We start from the raw sequence: 14,926 nt of genomic DNA, 5'->3' as shown, positions 1-14,926 counted from the left end.
GCCTCACATCCGGAAGACGCCGAAGCCACCGCGCGCGCCCTCGTAGGGAGCAGTGTGGATGGCGGACAGGCACAGGCCGAGGACGGTGCGGGTGTCGCGCGGGTCGATGACGCCGTCGTCGTACAGCCGCCCGGACAGGAACATCGGCAGCGACTCGGACTCGATCTGCTGCTCCACCATGGCGCGCAGGGCCGCGTCGGCGTCCTCGTCGTACGGCTGCCCCTTGGCGACCGCCGACTGCCGGGCCACGATCGACAGCACGCCGGCGAGCTGCTGCGGGCCCATGACGGCGGACTTGGCGCTGGGCCAGGCGAACAGGAAGCGCGGGTCGTAGGCCCGGCCGCACATGCCGTAGTGCCCGGCGCCGTAGGAGGCGCCCATGAGCACGGACAGGTGCGGCACGCGCGAGTTCGAGACCGCGTTGATCATCATCGCGCCGTGCTTGATGATGCCGCCCTGCTCATACTCCCGGCCGACCATGTAGCCGGTGGTGTTGTGCAGGAAGAGCAGCGGGATGTCGCGCTGGTTGGCGAGCTGGATGAACTGGGCGGCCTTCTGCGACTCCTCGCTGAACAGGACGCCCTGCGCGTTGGCGAGGATGCCGACCGGATAGCCGTGCAGGGACGCCCAGCCGGTGGCGAGGCTCGTCCCGTACAGCGGCTTGAACTCGTCGAAGTCGGAGGCGTCGACGACACGGGCGATGACCTCGCGCGGGTCGAAGGGGGTCTTCAGATCGCCGGGGACGATGCCGAGCAGCTCCTCCGGGTCGTACTTCGGCGGGGCCGCCGGGCCCGGATCGTCGTACGCCTTGCGGTGGTTGAGGCGGGCGACCACGCGCCGCGCCTGCCGCAGCGCGTCCTGCTCGTCCACGGCGAAGTAGTCCGCGAGGCCGGACACGCGCGCGTGCATCTCGGCGCCGCCCAGGGACTCGTCGTCGCTCTCCTCGCCGGTCGCCATCTTCACCAGCGGTGGCCCGCCCAGGAACACCTTCGCGCGCTCCTTGACCATGATCACGTGGTCGGACATGCCGGGGACGTAGGCGCCACCGGCGGTCGAGTTCCCGAAGACGACGGCGACGGTGGGGATTCCGGCGGCGGACAGCCGGGTCAGGTCCCGGAAGATGGCGCCTCCGGGGATGAAGATCTCCTTCTGGGAGGGCAGGTCGGCACCCCCGGACTCGACCAGGCTGATGCAGGGCAGCCGGTTGGCGAGCGCGATGTCGTTGGCACGCAGGGCCTTCTTCAGGCTCCAGGGGTTGCTGGCGCCGCCGCGCACGGTCGGGTCGTTGGCGGTGATCAGGCACTCGACGCCCTCGACCACCCCGATACCGGTGACGAGAGAGGCGCCCACGGCGTAGTCACTGCCCCAGGCGGCCAGCGGCGACAGCTCCAGGAACGGTGTGTCCGGGTCCAGGAGAAGCTCGATGCGCTCGCGCGCGAGCAGCTTGCCGCGCCCCCGGTGCCGCTGGACGTACTTCTCGCCCCCGCCCGCGAGCGCCTTGGCGTGCTCGGCGTCGAGGTCGGCGAGCTTGGCGAGCATGGCCTCGCGGTTCGCCCGGTAGTCCTGGCCGTTGCTGTCCAGGGCGGAGGAGAGGACGGTCACAGGAGGGCCTCCGGGATGTCCAGATGACGGGAGCGCAGCCATTCGCCGAGGGCCTTGGCCTGCGGATCGAAACGGTGCTGGGCGGCGACGCCCTCGCCGAGGATTCCCTCGACGACGAAGTTCAGGGCGCGGAGGTTGGGCAGGAGATGGCGAACGACGGTCAGCTCACGGCTCTCGGGGATCAACTCCCGGAACCGCTCGACGGTCAGCTCGTGGGCAAGCCACCGCCAGGCCTCGTCGGAGCGCACCCAGACCCCGACGTTGGCGTTCCCACCCTTGTCACCACTGCGGGCGCCGGCGATCAGACCGAGGGGGGCACGGCGTGTGGGCCCTGCTGGCAGGGGATCCGGGAGGGGCGGCGACGGTACGTCACTGATGACGGCCGTGTCATGGGGCACAGCCACATGGAGGCGCCGCCCATCGTCAAGGACGGCCACCTGGTCGACGGCACCATGGGGGACGTACACACTCTCAAAGACCCCATAAGGCGCGCCCTTCCCCGGTGGCGCGACCACATGGAAGCCGGGGTAACTGGCCAGCGCCAGTTCAATCGCGGCCCCGCTCAACGCACGCCCCACGACCCCCTGCTCGGGATCCCGTACGACGAGCCGCAGCAGCGCGCTGGCAGTCTCCTCGGTGTCCGCGTCGCCCCGGTCGGTCCGCACGAGCTCCCACCGCACGTCACTGGGCGGCGACTTGGCAAGAGCGTCGGACATCTGCTCCCGCACAAGCGCGGCCTTGCCCTCGACATCAAGCCCGGTCAGCACGAAGACGACCTCGTTGCGGAAGCCGCCGAGCCGGTTGAGCCCGACCTTGAGCGTGGGCGGCGGGGCCTCCCCGCGCACCCCCTCGATACGGACGCGGTCGGCCCCGTCCTGGGTGAGACGGATCGTGTCGAGGCGGGCGGTGACGTCGGGCCCGGCGTACCGGGCGCCGCCCGTCTCGTACAGCAGCTGCGCGGTGACGGTACCGACGTCGACGAACCCACCGGTGCCGGGATGCTTGGTGATGACGCAGCTGCCGTCCTCGTGGATCTCGGCGAGCGGGAAGCCGGGCCGCCGTACGTCGCCGTCCCCGAAGAACGCGTAGTTCCCGCCGGTGGCCTGTGTCCCGCACTCCAGGACGTGCCCCGCGACGACGGCGCCCGCCAGCCGGTCGTACTCCCCCGGCTGCCAGCCGAAGTGTGCGGCGGCGGGCCCGGTGACGAGGGCCGCGTCGGTCACCCGCCCGGTGACCACGATGTCAGCGCCCTCGCGCAGACAGCCGGCGATACCGAAGCCGCCGAGGTAGGCATGGGCGGCGAGGATGCCCGGGTGGGCGGCGGTGAGATCGTCGCCCTCGACGTGGGCGACGCGCACGGGGACACCGAGCCGGTCGGCCAGTTGCCGTACGGCGTCGGCGAGCCCGGCGGGGTTGAGGCCCCCGGCATTCGTCACGATCTTGACGCCCCGCTCGTGCGCGAGCCCGAGGCACTCCTCCAGCTGCCGCAGGAAGGTACGGGCGTAACCGGCGGCGGGATCCTTGAGCCGGTCCCGGCCCAGGATCAGCATGGTCAGCTCGGCGAGGTAGTCCCCGGTGAGGACGTCCAGTTCACCGCCGGTGAGCATCTCGCGCATGGCGTCGAACCGGTCGCCGTAGAAGCCGGAGGCGTTGCCTATACGCAGCGTCACTCCGCGTCCCCCTTCGGGGAACGTCCGCTGCCGGGCGGCCCGGCGAAGGCCTGGGCGATGTCGAGCCAGCGGTCGGCGTCCGGCCCTTCGGCACGTACGGCGAGGTCGGCACGGTGGGCACGCTGGGTGACCAGGAGACAGAAGTCGAGGGCGGGCGCGGTGACACGCTGGGAGGCGTCGTCGGGACCGTAGGCCCACGTATCCCCGGAGGGACCGAGGATCTCCACGCGAAATTCCTCGGCGGGTGCGGGCAACCCATGAGCCCCGAAGGCGAAGTCCCGTGCGCGCACACCGATGCGGACCACATGCTTCAGCCGGTCGGTGGGGGTGCGGACCACACCCAGGGTGTCGGCAACGTCCTGGCCGTGGGCCCAGGTCTCCATAAGTCGGCCGGTGGCCATGGAGGCGGCGGACATGGGCGGCCCGTACCAGGGGAAGCGGGCACCGGGCCGGGACTCACGCAGGGCCCGGTCGAGCGCGGCACGCCCCTCGCGCCAGGTCGACAGCAGTGCCGAGGGCGAGAGTTGGGCACCGGCCTCGGCACCCTCGTCCACGAACGTCTCGGGTGCCGCGAGGGCCTGCTCGACCAGGCCGTGGAAGGCGTCGGCGTCCGTGACGGCGAGGAGGGCGCAGCGGTCGGTCCAGGCGAGGTGGGCGATCTGGTGGGCGACGGTCCACTTGGGCGCGGGGGTCGGTAGCGCCCACTGTTCCGGGCTCAACTCGGCCACGAGCCGGTCGAGTTCTTCGCTTTCGTCACGCAGCTCGTCGAACACGGGCGTCGGATCGGACATGGGGGGAGCATGGCAGCGCCACCGGAAACAATCAAGCGTGCTTGCATGAATTTGTTTTTCCACAACCCGTCACTCGATTGCCCCTACCTGGCTACTGTCGGTGACTGGAGATGGTTGCCATGCGAAGCCGCGAACTCGACCCGAGTGCGTCGCCGCTGGACTAGTACGGGTACGAGCTTCGGCGGGCTCGGGAGGCGGCGGGGCTGACGTTGGCGCAGCTGGGGGCCGGGCGCCGGGTCGGCTCAGCGACTCACGGCTTGGTGTGCCCTCCCCTCCCGCCGAATGAGGCCAATGTGACGAGGGAGGCGCAAATCCCGGTCCATGCTGGGTGATTGGTACTTGTGGGCCACCCTGGGCGCATGCGGACTGCGGGCTTGCGCCCGGGCGGTGGCCCAAACATCCCATTCACTGCCAGCCAGCCCCCTCGCAGCCCTCACCCAGCCCTCACCCAGCCCCGAACCGGCCCCCAGCCGGGCACCATCCGGGTCCCACCCCGCCCCGCCCCGCTCCGCTCCGGTCCCACCCCGCCCCGCTCCCACCTCCGCCCCACCGCTGATCCACCACCCACCGGCCGCAAGCCGCTAAGCCCACCCGGCGTGCCATCACCCGGCTGATGCGCCCCGCTCCCCGCTCCCCACCGGCCGCAAGCCGCCAAACCAGCCCGGCGTGCCACCACCCAGCCGATGCGCACCCCGCCCCCCACCGGCCACTCGCCGCTAAGCCCACCCGGCGTGCTGGCCAGGCGCGACCGCGCCCCCCGTCACCCCGGACGCGAACGCAGCCCACCCAAGGGCCCGACGCACCCAAGCCGGCCACTTCCCCCCGGCCGCCCGCTCGCTTCCAACCCGTGCTGGAACGCCCCTAGTCAAGGGTGCCCCGCAGGGGCATCGCCGAAGGCGACGCGACCGAAGGGAGCGCCCTTTACTCGGGGCGTGGAAGCACGACACTGACAAAGAAGCGGGCGGCCCCCTGTCACACACCCTCGCTCTCGTCCGTCAGACCGGTGACGACGTAATCGCGGGACTGGAACCGAGGGAGGGACCGACATGAGCGAGGTCAAGAAGGTTGCGGTGGCCGGGGCTACCGGGCGGCTCGGGCGGCATGTGGTGGACGTGCTGACGGAGCGCGGTCACCGGGTGGTGTCGATGTCCCGGGCCACCGGGGTCGACATCGTGACCGGGGAGGGGCTGGCCGAGGCGTTGGAGGGTGTGGACGTCGTGATCGACGCGGCCAGTACGCCCTCGCCGGATCAGCAGGTGGCGACGGAGTTCTTCACGGCGGCGGCCCGCAATCTGCACGAGGCCGGGCAGAAGGCCGGGGTCGGCCGGATGGTCGTCGTCTCGATCATCGGCATCGACGAGTCGGTCGCGGGCTACAACGCGGCCAAGCTGGAGCACGAGCGCGCGGTGCTGGCCGGGCCGGTGCCGGTGCGGGTGTTGCGGGCGGCGCAGTTCCACGAGTTCGTGGAACAGCTGACGCAGTGGGGGCGGCAGGGCGACACGGTGTACGTGCCGAAGATGCGGACGCAGTTGGTCGCGGCGCGGGCTGTCGCGGAGGCGCTGGTGGACCTGGCGGAGGCCGACGAGGCGCCGGGGGCGCGCGCGCCGTTCCCGGAGGTGGCCGGGCCGCGCGAGGAGAGCCTGGAGGAGGCTGCCCGACTGCTGATGTCCCACCGGGACCCGTCGGCAAAGGTGGTGGCCGTGAGCGACCCGGCCAACCCGGAGCGGGACCTGTTCGAGAACGGGGGGCTGCTGCCGGGAGCGGGGGCCCGGCTGGCGGGGCCGACGTTCGAGGAGTGGGTCGGGGCGGGATTCTGAGGCGGAAGCCTCAGGGGGAGGCGCAGCGGCAGCCGGTGGCCTGCGGCCGTCACGGGCGGCGCTCCGGCTGCCGGCGTCTCCTCGTCCGGGGCGTGTTCCGGGTGCCGGTTCACTCCGCGATGCCAGGTCACTCCGCGCGCACCGGCTCCGCGACAACACGGTAGATGCCACTCACGGGTCGCCCAGTGAGTCAGACAGGCGTGAACGGGCTTGAGCTAGCCATGTTCCAACGCCTCGGCCACGGCCTGGTCCTTGGCGAGGTCGTAAGCGGCCAGAAGTTGCGGCGCGACACGCACCCGGCCATGCCTCAGAAGCCGTCAGGAAGCAGCCGTCGGTGGCTTCGCCCTCCCCCGGCCCACCTGTGTCCGTACCGCTCCCATGCTTGCGCCGATGACCAGGGCGATCGCGGTTGCCTGGGTGGCGGAGAGGGTCTGGTCCAGGATGAGGAAGCCCGCTGTCGCTGCGATGGCCGGTTCCAGGCTCATGAGGATGGCGAAGGTGGAGGCGGGCAGGCGGCGCAGGGCGAGGAGTTCGAGGGTGTAGGGGAAGACCGAGGAGAGGACCGCCACCGCCGAACCCAGGGCCAGCGTGGTCGGGTTCAGCAGCTTGGTGCCCGATTCGACGATCCCCAGCGGGAGGAACAGCAGCGCCGCCACCGCCATGGCCAGCGCCAGGCCGTCGGCCTGTGGGAAGCGGCGGCCCGTGCGTGCGCTGAAGACGATGTACGCCGCCCACATCGCGCCCGCCCCGAGCGCGAAGGCGACTCCCACCGGGTCGAGGCTGCTGAAGCCCCCGCCGCCGAGGAGGAAGACGCCGGCCAGGGCCAGGCACGCCCAGAGCGCGTTGATCGCGCGGCGGGAGGCCAGGACCGAGAGGGCCAGCGGGCCCAGTACCTCCAGGGTCACGGCGGGGCCGAGCGGGATGCGGGCGACGGACTCGTAGAAGAGGCCGTTCATCGCGCCCATGGTGATGCCGAAGACGATCACCGTCACCCAGTCGGTGCGCGAGTGGCCGCGCAGCCGGGGGCGGCAGACCAGCATCAGGATCACCGCGGCGGCGAGGAGGCGCAGGGTGACCACCCCGAGCGCACCGGCCCGGGGCATCAGCGTCACGGCGAGGGCTCCGCCGAACTGGACCGAGATCCCGCCGGCCAGCACCAGCCCGACCGGCCCGAGCGAGCCGAGGGAGCCGAGGGAGCCGAAACGGCGGGGTGCGCCACCAGCGGGCATGGGCGCGTGGTCCGTCTTGGAGGTGGGTGAGGACGACGGGGTGGTGGCGCTTGGGGTGCTCACGGGCGGTCCTGGGGGCTGGCTCGGGTCAGGGTGTGTTCATCGCGATGTACTACCGAGTCCAGGGTAATAGACTTCGTCAGGAGTGTGAACCGCTTATGTAACTGTCCTGGATGCCGAGATCAGATGCCGGGCCAGGGGGCCGCGTCGCGGAACAGCGGGCGGCCGTCCGGGAGTGTGGTGGGGACCGTTCCCTGCGACTCGTAGGGGGATCGGACCCAGACCGCGGCCGCCGCGTATGGGTCGTATCCGTTGGCGTATCCGTTGTCGTATCCGTTGGCGTATCCGTTGTCGTATCCGTTGTCGTTGCCGTAGCCCTGCCCGTGTGCGTACTCGTACGCGTACTCCTGCACAGGTGCCGGCGTCTCCTCCGCGAACAGCGGCAGGCGCAGTTCCGCCGTGTCCATCGCCGCGTTGTTCTGGGAGCGGTGCAGCCGGGAGTACGCCCCGCCCCGCGCCAGCAGTTCCTCGTGCCGACCCGTCTCCACGATGCGGCCGCGGTCGACGACCAGGATGCGGTCGGCGTCGGGGGCGAGGTTGAGGTCGTGGGTGATCATGATGGTCGTACGGCCCGTCGTCAGGCGGCGCAAGGGCTTGACCACCCTGCGCGCGGCCATTGCGTCCAGGCCCGTCGTCGGCTCGTCCAGGACCAGGACGGGTGCGTCGCGCAGGATCGCGCGGGCGACGGCGAGGCGCTGGAGCTGGCCGCCGGACAGGCGGGCCGAGTTGGGGTCGACCCTGGTGTCGTAGCCGTCGGGGAGCCGGACGATGAAGTCGTGCGCGTCGGCCGCCTTCGCCGCCTCGACGATCGCCTGCTCGCTGGCGCCGGGGCGGCCGCAGGCGATGTTCGCGCGGACCGTGTCGTGCAGGACGAGCGTCTCCTGCGGGAGCAGGGTGACGTACTCGCGCAGCCTGGCCAGCGGGTAGTCCCGCAGCGGTACGCCGTCCAGGAGGATCTGGCCCGTGTCGGGGTCGTAGAAGCGCAGGAGCAGTTTCGACACCGTCGACTTGCCCGCGCCGCTCGGGCCGGTGATGATCACCAGCTCGCCAGGGCTGACGGTGAAGGAGAGGCCCTGCAGGGCCGTTCCGTCGGCACCGGGGTAACTGAAGCCGACGTCCCGGACCTCCACCGTGCCGTCGGGGCGGCCGGTCTCCACGCCCCGCCGGGGGTCGGTGACCGACGGCTTCACGTCCAGGATCTCGATGAGACGTTCCGCGCCTGCCGTGGCCGCCGTGACCGTGAGGCCGAGCTGGGCCAGGCCCCGGACGGGCGGGTAGAGGTAGCCGAGGAAGGCGGCGAAGGCGAGCAGCTGGCCGAGGGTCATCCGGCCGGTGGAGATCTCCCAGGCGCCGATGCCGATCACCGCCAGCACGCAGATCGTCTCTATGACCTGGACGAGCTGTTCGTAGGCCTCGTTGAGGCGGGTGGAGCGGACCGCGGCGCGGAACCAGGCATTCGCCTCCTCGCTCAGCCGCCGCCGCTCCGCGTCCCGTCGGTCGTACGCCTGCGTCAGCACGATGTTGCCGAGGGACTCCTCCACGACGGAGGTGATCGCGCCGTCGGCGACCCGGCCCTCGCGCGAGACGTCCTTGATGGAGCCGGAGAAACGGCGGGCCGCCAGCCAGAACAGCTGGGCCAGGACGAAGGTGGCGGCGGCCAGGTCCCAGCGCAGCCAGAACGCGGCGGCCGCGTAGAAGAGGGCGGAGAAGGCGGCCGAGGCGGCGCCGACGAGACCGGAGACGACCATCGTCTCGATCGCCTCGACGTCGCTGGTCAGCCGGGAGAGCAGATCGCCCTGCCGGTGGCGCTGGAAGAAGTGCGGGGGCAGCTGCTGCACATGGTCGAAGACGTGCTCGCGCAGCCGCATCACGAAGCGCTCCGTCACCCAGGCGGCAAGGGAGTTGCCCGCGTACGCGACGGCCGCGCCGACCGCGGCGATGCCCAGCCACTTCACGGCCGGACTCCAGAACGCACTGAGCGAGCCCTTCTGCAGGGCGTGGTCGGTGAGGTCGCTGAAGAGCAGGATGGCCTCGGTCTCGGCGAGCGCGGCGAGCACCGTGCACAGCCAGACGACCAGCAGCCACCGGCGCAGTCCTCTGGTCAGCGGCCAGAAGCGGTGAAAGGCGGTACGGGCGGGGATGGTCGGAGTGTCCTCGTATTCGAGTTCCGCACTCCCACTGTCATCCTTGTCCATTTCACATTCCCTCCGCTTTCCGTCGCCGATATTCGAGATCGATTGAATTCAGGAATGCGCGAAGGGGGCCGACGGTGCACCATCGGCCCCCTCATTCGCTCAGCGCCGAATCAGCCGTCCTGGCCGGGCAGCGGCTTGGGCAGCGGCTTGTGCGCGCGCTTCTTCGGCTTCGGCTTCGGCGGCGGAGGAAGCTGCTTCGACTTGGGCTTGGGGGGCAGCGGGGCAAGCTTCTTGAAGCTCATTCCGACTCCTAGTGTTTCGCAGTTCAGGTGATTCGAGAATTCCGCGTCCGGCTCCCGATGAACAAGAAGCTACACGGCCCACATGTGCCGTGACGGCAAAAATGGCAAAGGAGCGCTGTGAATACCCTGGGAAAAGCTGGGAGTTGGTTTGGCAGGCTGAGTATTTCTTCAGCGGCGGGCCATGTAGACGTCCAGTGCCTTGTGCAGCAGCCGGTTCAGCGGGAAGTCCCACTCCCCCAGGTACTCGACGGCCTCGCCGCCCGCGCCCGCCTTGAAGCGGAGCAGACCGAGCAGGTGGTTGGACTCCTCGAGGGTGTCGGTGATGCCCCGGAAGTCATAGACGGCCGCGCCCAGTTCGTGGGCGTCCTTCATCATGCGCCACTGCATGGCGTTGTTGGGCTGGACCTCGCGCTTGCGGCTGGTGGAGGCGCCGTAGGAGTACCAGACGTGGCCGCCGACGGTGATCATCGTGGCCGCGGCGAGGACGTCGCCCTCGTGGTGGGCGAGGTAGAGCCGCATACGGTCGGGGTGTTCGGCGGCCAGGGCGGTCCACATGCGCTGGAAGTAGGCCAGGGGGCGGGGGATGAACCGGTCGCGCTCGGCCGTCTCGGCGTACAGGCCGTAGAAGGCCGGCAGGTCCTCGTAGCCGCCACGGACGACCTCGACCCCCGCCTTCTCCGCCTTCTTGATGTTGCGCCGCCACTGCTGGTTCAGGCCGCGGTGGATGTCGTCCAGCGACCGCCCGGCGAACGGCACCTGGAAGACGTACCGGGGCTGCCCGGCGGCGAAGCCGTCCTCGCCGCCGGGCTCGGTCTGCTGCCATCCCATGCGGCGCAGCCGGTCGGCGACGTCGAAGGCGCGCGGTTCGTACGAGGTCGCCTCGGCGTCCCGCAGCCGTGTGGCCTCGGGGTCGGCGATCGCCGCCTTGACCGCGTCCGCGCTCCAGCGCCGTATGACCACGGGCGGCCCCATCTTCACCGAGAAGGCGCCCCGCCCCTTGAGATACGCGAGCATCGGGTCCAGCCAGCGCTCCAGGTCGGGCGCGTGCCAGTCGATGACGGGGCCCTCGGGCAGATACGCGAGATACCGCTTCACCTTCGGCAGGGGCCGCAACAGCACCAGCCCCACCCCCACGAGGTGCCCCTCCGCGTCGAACCAGCCCAGGCTCTCCGCCTGCCAGTCGGGCTTCACATCGCCCCAGGACGGCAGTTGCATATGGCTTGCGGAGGGGCGGCTCGCGATGAAGGCAAGGTGCTCCGCACGGGTTGCCGGCCGGAGAGTGAGTTTCATGAATCCATGATCCGCCAGCGGCCGACCTCCTGGTATTCCGAGTCGTACACCGGCGAGCCGTCGCCCGGCCGGAGGGGGTAATGGTGCAGGTTGCCGGCCCAGTAGCGGAGGATCCGGCCCAGTTCCCGGGCGGGGTCCTCGGTCACGCGTCCGGCGTCCACGTCAACTTCCAGCAGGAACTTCACAGTTGTCTCCTCCTGTCGGGTCTGCTGGTATCTGCGGTATCAATTGTTTCATTCAATTGCTATTCGCTAAATTTGAGATGATTAATGCAGGATCGACGATGAATATGTCCGGGAAGTCTCAACCGCCGATGAGGCTGCGCGTCGCCGACCTCGCGCGGGCGGCCGGGATCTCGGCCCAACAGGTGCGGAACTACGTGGAGACGGGGCTGCTCCCGCCGGTCGAGCGCACCGCCGGCGGATACCGCGTCTTCACCGACGTGCATGCCAAGGCCCTCGCCACGGCCCGGGAGGTGGCCTCCGGGCACGGCTGGCCGACCGCACGGATCGTCATGCGGGCCGTGCACGACGGTGACCTGGAGGCGGCGCTGGCCGAGCTCGATGCCAGTCATGCCCGGCTGGACCGGGAGCGGGGCGAGTTGGCGGCCGTGCACGAGGCGCTGGAGACGGTGCTCGCCGGCGGGCCGGTCGCCCCGGGCCCCGCGCGGCACGCCCTGCGCATCGGTGAGGTCGCCCGCGCCGTGGGCGTACGGCCCCCGGTCCTGCGGCTGTGGGAGGCCCGGGGGCTGCTAAGGCCGGACCGGGAGCCGTCCACGGGATACCGCCGCTACCCCCGCTCGGAACTCCAGGCGGCCCACGTCGTCGCCCTGCTGCGCCGCGGCCACTACCCCCTCGACGCCATCCGCACGGTCCTGGAGGAACTGCGCACCACCGACAACCCCGAGCGCCTCCGCGGCGAACTGACCCTCCGGGGCAAGGACCTGCACCACCGCAGCCTCCATCGACTGAGGGCCTCGGCCGCCCTGCACGCCTATCTGCGCCACCTCGGCCACGCCGACTGACTCACGCCCAAGCCTCCTCAACTCCCGTCTCCCTCCAGCGCCTCCGCCAGCACCTCCGCCAAGTGCCGCCCCCGTACCCCGGCCAGCTGCTCCAGCTGTGTGCGGCAGGAGAAGCCGTCGGCCAGGATCACCGTCCCCTCGGGTGCCGCTCGTACCGAGGGCAGCAGTTGTTCCTCGGCGCAGGTCTTCGACACCTCGAAGTGGCCCTTCTCGAAGCCGAAGTTGCCCGCGAGGCCGCAGCAGCCGCCGGTCAGTTCGCCGGTGAGGCCCGCCGCCTCGCGCAGTCCGCGGTCGGGGGCGTCGCCCAGGACCGCGTGTTGGTGGCAGTGGGTCTGGCCGGCCACGGGGCGGTCCACCGGGGGCGGGGTCCACTCGGGCGCGTACCGCGTCAGGGCCTCCGCGAAGGTGACGACCGCCGACGCCAGGCGTGCCGCGCGCGGGTCGTCGTGCAGCAGCTCGGGCAGGTCCGTACGGAGGGCGGCCGCACAGCTGGGCTCCAGGACGACGACCGGCGGGATGTCGTCGCCGAGCTCCGGCAGCAGATACGGCTCCATCAGGTCGAGCGTGCGGCGCAGCACCGCGCGGGCACGGTCCAGCTGACCGGTGGAGACGTACGTCAGACCGCAGCAGACGCGCATGCGGCGGCCAGGCGCCCACAGGTTCATGCCCGCCCCCTCCGCCTCGCCCAGCGCCGATCGCCGCACCGTCATCCGTCTCGTCGGCGGGAGCATCACGACCAGTCCCGCCGCCTCCAGGACGCGTACGGCTGCCTTTCCCACCGACGGTGAGAAGTGCTCGGTGAAGGTGTCCGGCCACAGCAGGACGGTGGTCGGGGGCGCCTCGGCGTCACGCTCGCCCGCCCGTCCCGTGGCGATCCGTCCGCGCAGCTGTGCCCCGAACCGCCGCGCCCACCAGCGGCTGAACGGCTCCCCCGCCACCCGCGGAATCTCCCGCTCCGGGGCGATCCCGCCCAGCCGCTTCGCCGCCCGCGCCAACGGCCGTACGGAGGCGAGCGCGTTGAGCACCGGCGCGGTGCGCGTGCGCGCCACCCAGCGCAGCCACAGCGGCAGCCACCCCATCGCGTAGTGGGCGGCCGGGCGCCGGCGTCCTTCGTAGTGGTGGTGCAGGAACTCCGCCTTGTACGTGGCCATGTCGACCTCGACCGGGCAGTCGGAGCGGCAGCCCTTGCAGGACAGACACAGGTCCAGCGCGTCGCGGACCTCGGTCGAGCGCCAGCCGTCCGTCACCAGCTCGCCCGCGAGCATCTCGTGCAGCAGCCGGGCCCGCCCGCGTGTGGAGTGCGCCTCCTCGCCGGTCGCCCGGAAGGACGGGCACATGACGGAGGGGCCGGCCGCCGTGGTCGTACGGCACTTGGCGACCCCGACGCAACGGCGTACCGCCGCCGAGAAGTCACCGCCGTCGGCCGGGTAGCCGAAGGCCACGTCGACGGGGCGGCGGGGCAGCACGGAGAAGCGCAGGTTGGCGTCCAGCGGGGCGGGGCGGACCAGCATGCCGGGGTTGAGCAGGTCGTCCGGGTCCCACACGCCCTTGGCGCGCTCGAAGAGGGCGACCGTCTCCGCGCCGTACATCCTCGGCAGCAGCTCCGCGCGGGCCTGTCCGTCCCCGTGCTCCCCGGACAGCGAACCGCCGTGCGCCACCACGAGGTCGGCCAGTTCCTCGGAGAAGCGCCGGAAGCGGCCGACGCCCGCTGCGGTCATCAGGTCGAAGTCGATGCGGACATGGATGCAGCCGTCCCCGAAGTGGCCGTACGGCGTGCCGCGCAGCCCGTGTGCGGACAGCAGCCCCCTGAAGTCCCGCAGATACGCGCCGAGCCGCGCGGGCGGCACCGCGCAGTCCTCCCAGCCGGGCCAGGCCTCCGCCCCGTCCGGCATACGGGTCGCCGTGCCGCTCGCGTCCTCCCGGATGCGCCACAGGGCGCGCTGGGCGGCGTCCTCCGTCACCACCAGGGAGTCCACGACGTCGGCCGCGCGGACGATCGTCTCCGCACGCGCGCGTGCCTCGCCCGGGGACTCCCCGCCGGTCTCCACGAACAGCCAGGCGCCGCCCCCGGGCAGCCCGGCCGCGGACGGCACCAGGTCGGCCGCCATGCCCTCCACGGTCAGCGGGTTGTACGGCAGCAGTCCCGCCGCGGCCTCGGCGGCCGCGCTCTCGTCGGCGTACCCCAGCACGGCCAGGGCACGCGCGCGGGGCGCCTCGACCAGTCGTACGACCGCCTCCGTGAGGATGCCCAGGGTGCCCTCCGAGCCGCAGAAGGAGCGGGCGACATCGGCGCCCTTCTCGGGCAGCAGTGCGTCCAGCGCGTACCCGGAGATGCGGCGGGGTAGGTCCGGGAAACCCGTGCGCAGCCGGGCCAGTTCTCCCTCGGCCAGCGCCCGCAGGCCCTGCGGCGCGCCGGCCCACTCCTGGCCGAGCCGCAGCCGTTCGCCGCGCGCGGTGACCACGGCCAGCTCCCGCACGCTGTCCGCGGTCGTCCCCCAGGCCACCGAGTGGGAGCCGCACGAGTTGTTGCCGATCATCCCGCCGAGCGTGCACCGGCTGTGCGTCGCCGGGTCCGGGCCGAAGCGCAGACCGTGCGGGGCGGCGGCCTCCTGGAGCCGGTCGAGGACGAGGCCCGGCTGCACGACGGCCGTGCACGCCTCGGGGTCCACCGAGAGCACCCGGTTCATGTGCCGGGTGAAGTCCAGCACCACGCCCGTGCCCGTCGCCTGTCCCGCGATCGACGTACCGCCGCCGCGCGCGACCACCGGCACCCCGTGCGCCCGGCACACGTCGAGGACCGCCGCCACGTCGTCAACATCGCGTGGCGCCACCACCCCCAGTGGGACACGCCGGTAGTTCGACGCGTCCATGGTGACCAGCGCCCGGGACGTGACGTCGAAACCCACCTCGCCCCGGACGGCTCCCCGCAGCTCCGCCGCCAGATCCGTCATGCGTCCAGGATGCATCCGACCACTGACAGTGACGGACCCCGCCATGGCGTCGTAG

11 protein-coding genes are annotated in these 14,926 nt (G+C 71.6%); 2 read left to right on the top strand and 9 right to left on the bottom strand.

Annotated elements, in window-relative coordinates; all coding sequences use genetic code 11:
• Nucleotides 1-3 precede the first annotated feature (3 nt).
• The 3 genes from ACZ4EG_RS34290 to ACZ4EG_RS34280 are packed head-to-tail and all read right to left on the bottom strand — an operon-like array spanning nucleotide 4 to nucleotide 4,063.
• Nucleotides 4-1,602 carry an acyl-CoA carboxylase subunit beta gene (locus ACZ4EG_RS34290; RefSeq protein WP_453551585.1) on the bottom strand — a complete coding sequence of 533 codons (1,599 nt, stop codon included), beginning with the start codon at nucleotides 1,600-1,602 and terminating at the stop codon, nucleotides 4-6.
• Nucleotides 1,599-3,272, bottom strand: coding sequence for an acyclic terpene utilization AtuA family protein (locus ACZ4EG_RS34285; protein ID WP_467793383.1), 1,674 nt, complete (start codon nucleotides 3,270-3,272; stop codon nucleotides 1,599-1,601). Before ACZ4EG_RS34285 ends, ACZ4EG_RS34290 begins: the two co-directional genes overlap by 4 nt.
• A complete protein-coding gene (locus ACZ4EG_RS34280) occupies nucleotides 3,269-4,063 on the bottom strand; it encodes a TIGR03084 family metal-binding protein (protein ID WP_467793382.1) in 795 nt (264 codons plus the stop codon). The genes ACZ4EG_RS34285 and ACZ4EG_RS34280 overlap by 4 nt, the downstream gene beginning before the upstream one ends.
• A 1,046-nt stretch (nucleotides 4,064-5,109) precedes the next feature.
• Between ACZ4EG_RS34280 and ACZ4EG_RS34275 the strand changes: the two genes are divergently transcribed.
• Complete coding sequence (locus tag ACZ4EG_RS34275; protein WP_467793381.1) at nucleotides 5,110-5,880, top strand: SDR family oxidoreductase; 771 nt, start codon at nucleotides 5,110-5,112, stop codon at nucleotides 5,878-5,880.
• A 317-nt stretch (nucleotides 5,881-6,197) separates the two neighbouring features.
• Here ACZ4EG_RS34275 and ACZ4EG_RS34270 read toward each other — a convergent pair whose 3' ends face one another.
• The 5 genes from ACZ4EG_RS34270 to ACZ4EG_RS34250 form a co-directional block, all read right to left on the bottom strand.
• Entirely contained in the window at nucleotides 6,198-7,172 is a 975-nt protein-coding gene (locus ACZ4EG_RS34270) for an EamA family transporter (protein WP_467793380.1), read from the bottom strand.
• Nucleotides 7,173-7,291: 119 nt separating this feature from the next.
• Entirely contained in the window at nucleotides 7,292-9,364 is a 2,073-nt protein-coding gene (locus ACZ4EG_RS34265; RefSeq protein ID WP_467793379.1) for an ABC transporter ATP-binding protein, read from the bottom strand.
• A 110-nt stretch (nucleotides 9,365-9,474) separates the two neighbouring features.
• Nucleotides 9,475-9,606, bottom strand: coding sequence for a hypothetical protein (locus ACZ4EG_RS34260; RefSeq protein WP_390712782.1), 132 nt, complete (start codon nucleotides 9,604-9,606; stop codon nucleotides 9,475-9,477).
• 168 nt (nucleotides 9,607-9,774) lie between these two features.
• A complete protein-coding gene (locus tag ACZ4EG_RS34255; protein WP_467793378.1) occupies nucleotides 9,775-10,896 on the bottom strand; it encodes a lipid II:glycine glycyltransferase FemX in 1,122 nt (373 codons plus the stop codon).
• Nucleotides 10,893-11,081 (bottom strand): hypothetical protein, encoded by a 189-nt coding sequence (locus tag ACZ4EG_RS34250; protein WP_453554823.1) that lies wholly within the window; start codon nucleotides 11,079-11,081, stop codon nucleotides 10,893-10,895. The genes ACZ4EG_RS34255 and ACZ4EG_RS34250 overlap by 4 nt, the downstream gene beginning before the upstream one ends.
• Before the next feature lie 128 nt (nucleotides 11,082-11,209).
• Here ACZ4EG_RS34250 and ACZ4EG_RS34245 point away from each other — a divergent pair, with 128 nt between their 5' ends.
• Complete coding sequence (locus tag ACZ4EG_RS34245; protein ID WP_467793377.1) at nucleotides 11,210-11,920, top strand: MerR family transcriptional regulator; 711 nt, start codon at nucleotides 11,210-11,212, stop codon at nucleotides 11,918-11,920.
• A gap of 17 nt (nucleotides 11,921-11,937) precedes the next feature.
• Here ACZ4EG_RS34245 and ACZ4EG_RS34240 read toward each other — a convergent pair whose 3' ends face one another.
• Nucleotides 11,938-14,871 carry an FAD-binding and (Fe-S)-binding domain-containing protein gene (locus ACZ4EG_RS34240; RefSeq protein ID WP_467793376.1) on the bottom strand — a complete coding sequence of 978 codons (2,934 nt, stop codon included), beginning with the start codon at nucleotides 14,869-14,871 and terminating at the stop codon, nucleotides 11,938-11,940.
• Nucleotides 14,872-14,926 lie beyond the last annotated feature (55 nt).

This window comes from Streptomyces sp. NPDC025638, from assembly GCF_055558775.1.
This window is presented reverse-complemented; position numbering and strand designations above follow the sequence as displayed.